This is a genomic window from Microcystis sp. M53603_WE2, assembly GCF_030065435.1.
On record NZ_JASJFF010000162.1, the window covers coordinates 1 to 2,915 of the forward strand.

The window sequence follows — 2,915 nt, forward strand, 5'->3', positions numbered from 1 at the left end:
ACAGCCGGGGCCGAAACGACCATAAACCAGAGTAAGACTGCTAAAGCTAAAACAGTTAGTTTAATCAGGATATAAAGCAGTCCGTTGGGATAAAGGAGATCGTGAAACATATTACCTCCTTGGGAGAGTAGCGATTGTCCCTCTCTATCTTTGATCTTAAGTCTTTCTTTGTTCAGCTGACGCACAACTTAACAAAACGTGCGATTATAGGGGAAAAGATTTTTTTCACTAGCTATGGCACTACTGACCACGGGAAAACCATTTATTCGCGATCTGGAACAATACGGTGCTTTAGGGGTTTACGCACCCTTAGAAGGGGGTTACGAGGGACGCTATCAAAGACGTTTACGGGCCACCGGTTACAATGTCCTGCATATCACCGCTAGAGGTCTAGGGGATTTAAGTGCCTATCTTACCGGCATTCATGGAGTCCGTCCCCCCCATTTAGGTAAAAAAAATATTGGTCGGGAAGCAGCCGTTGGACCGGTTTATTTTATTCCTCCCATTGCTACCTATCAATTGGAAAATTTACCCCCCAAATCTAAAGGTTTAGTGATTTGGATTATTGAAAGTTTTGTTTTGTCCTCGGAAGAAAAACAATACTTAATTAATCTTAGTCAACAGGAACCCCGGTTAAAATTTGTCCTCGAATTGGGTGGGGAAAGATATTTCCGTTGGCAACCTTTGAGCAAATCTTTAGTCGCTGCCTAAATTACCGAAATAACACGGTTATTGAAATATCTCCCCCTCAAACCCTCTCCCCGGAGAGGGAGACTTCATTTATTGAGAGTTTGTTGTTCCTTTCTCACCCTTTGGTAGCTATTCATTTAAGTAGGGAGGCACAATTCTTTGTAGGATGGGTTAGCGGTAGCGTAACCCATGCGGGAGTTGGGTTTCATGCTTCAACCCAACCTACGTTCATCTTATATTTAATTCCACCCACCCACTTAATTTTCTTAATTTCGCGAGTTGGCCTAGGTGAATTTGCCATAATATGGGATATCGTTGCCGCAAAAAACCTAGGAGTTAAATCGTGACAGTGAGAGTTCGTATTGCCCCCAGTCCCACGGGAAATTTACACATTGGAACAGCACGCACAGCCGTGTTTAACTGGCTTTTTGCCCATCATCACCGGGGTAAATTTATCTTGCGCGTGGAAGATACAGATTTAGAACGTTCTCGACCAGAATATACGGAAAATATTCAAGCGGGCCTACAATGGTTAGGACTGAATTGGGATGAAGGTCCTTTTTTTCAAACTCAACGCCTTAATTATTATCGTCAGGCTATTCAAACCCTGCTCGATCGAGGTTTAGCCTATCGTTGTTATTGTACCCCAGAAGAATTGGAAAAAATGCGGGAAGAACAAAAAGCCCGCAATTTTGCCCCCCGTTACGATAATCGTCATCGTTATCTCACCCCCGAACAACAAGCTCAATTCGAGCAAGGGGGGAGAAAAGCAGTAATTCGTTTTATTATTGATGACGATCGAGAAATTATTTGGCAGGATTTAATCCGGGAAAAAGTTATCTGGAAAGGTAGTGATTTAGGGGGGGATATGGTGATCGCTCGTACCTCGGAAAATGGGGAGGAAAACTTCGGTCAGCCTCTCTATAATTTAGCGGTAGTTGTTGATGATATCGATATGGAAATTACCCATGTTATTCGTGGGGAAGATCACATCGCTAATACGGCTAAACAAATTCTTTTATACGAAGCTTTGGGGGCAAAAGTGCCGGAGTTTGCCCACAGTCCTTTGATCTTAAATCAGGAGGGTCGCAAGTTATCTAAACGGGATGGAGTCACTTCGATCGATGATTTCCGAAAACTGGGTTTTCTGCCGCAAGCTTTGGTTAATTACATGACTCTCCTCGGTTGGACTCCTCCCGATTCCACTGAAGAAATTTTTACCCTTGAAACGGCCGCAGAAGTGTTTAGTTTAGAACGGGTAAATAAAGCGGGGGCAAAATTTGACTGGACGAAATTGGATTGGATTAATAGTCAATATCTTCATCGTTTAACCGGTGAGGAATTAGTGCCTTTACTTCTCCCTTACTGGCAAGAAGCAGGGTATAATTTTGATGCTGAAACCGATCGAGCTTGGTTGATCGGTTTGGCTACTCTCATCGGTCCGAGTTTAACTCGTTTAAGCGATGCTGTCGCTGAAAGTCGCTTACTTTTAACCCCTGTGGCGAATTATAATCAGGAGGCTTTGAGTCAATTACAATTAGAGGGAGTTAAGGATATTATCAAGGATATTCTCGCCGCTATTACTCCCGATTTGACCGGAGAAGCTGCTAAGGGAATTGTGGAGACAACCACTAAAACCCATCGGGTTAAAAAAGGTCTGGTGATGAAGTCTCTACGCGCTGCTTTGATGGGGGAGTTACACGGTCCGGATTTAATGCAGTCTTGGCTACTTCTCAATCAAAAAGGTTGGGATCTATCCCGTCTTCAGCAAGCAGTAAATAGTTAAATTGATTGGCTATCAGTTATCAGAAAATTTCTTGTATATTAGGGTTGACAAATGCCCTAAGATTGCTATATACTTTCTAGTATAATGGGAATCCGTGTCGCCCTGCATACCCTGCTCGTGATCGATTGACCAGTATTAAAGTTAAAAACCCGGAGGTGGGTCAAACTTCCTGCTAGGGGGACTGAGGGGACAGGGGCGGATTTTTCCCCTAGCTGTCAGGGACGATCTAGAAACTTTCTTAATTTTTAGGCATTATCCGCAACTTTTCCCTAAATATAGATTTGTTAATCTCCTGACAAAAACCTATGGGTGAAAAAAAACGAATTGGAATTCTCACCAGTGGTGGCGACTGTGCGGGTTTAAATGCCGCCATTCGTGCCGTTGTCCACCATGCCAGTGGCAATTATGGCTGGGAAGTGGTGGGTATTCGAGAAGCAAC

Annotated in this window: 3 protein-coding genes; all 3 read left to right on the forward strand. The window is 43.5% G+C overall.

What is annotated here, in order from left to right; genetic code table 11:
- Positions 1 to 234 precede the first annotated feature (234 nt).
- Complete coding sequence (locus PX481_RS03630) at positions 235 to 711, forward strand: NAD(P)H-quinone oxidoreductase subunit N (RefSeq protein ID WP_002735370.1); 477 nt, start codon at positions 235 to 237, stop codon at positions 709 to 711.
- Positions 712 to 1,033: 322 nt separating this feature from the next.
- Positions 1,034 to 2,476, forward strand: a complete 1,443-nt coding sequence (gltX, locus tag PX481_RS03635; RefSeq protein ID WP_002759700.1) for a glutamate--tRNA ligase — start codon at positions 1,034 to 1,036, stop codon at positions 2,474 to 2,476.
- Positions 2,477 to 2,781: 305 nt separating this feature from the next.
- A partial coding sequence (locus tag PX481_RS03640; RefSeq protein WP_288093696.1) for a 6-phosphofructokinase occupies positions 2,782 to 2,915 on the forward strand: 134 nt, incomplete at its 3' end.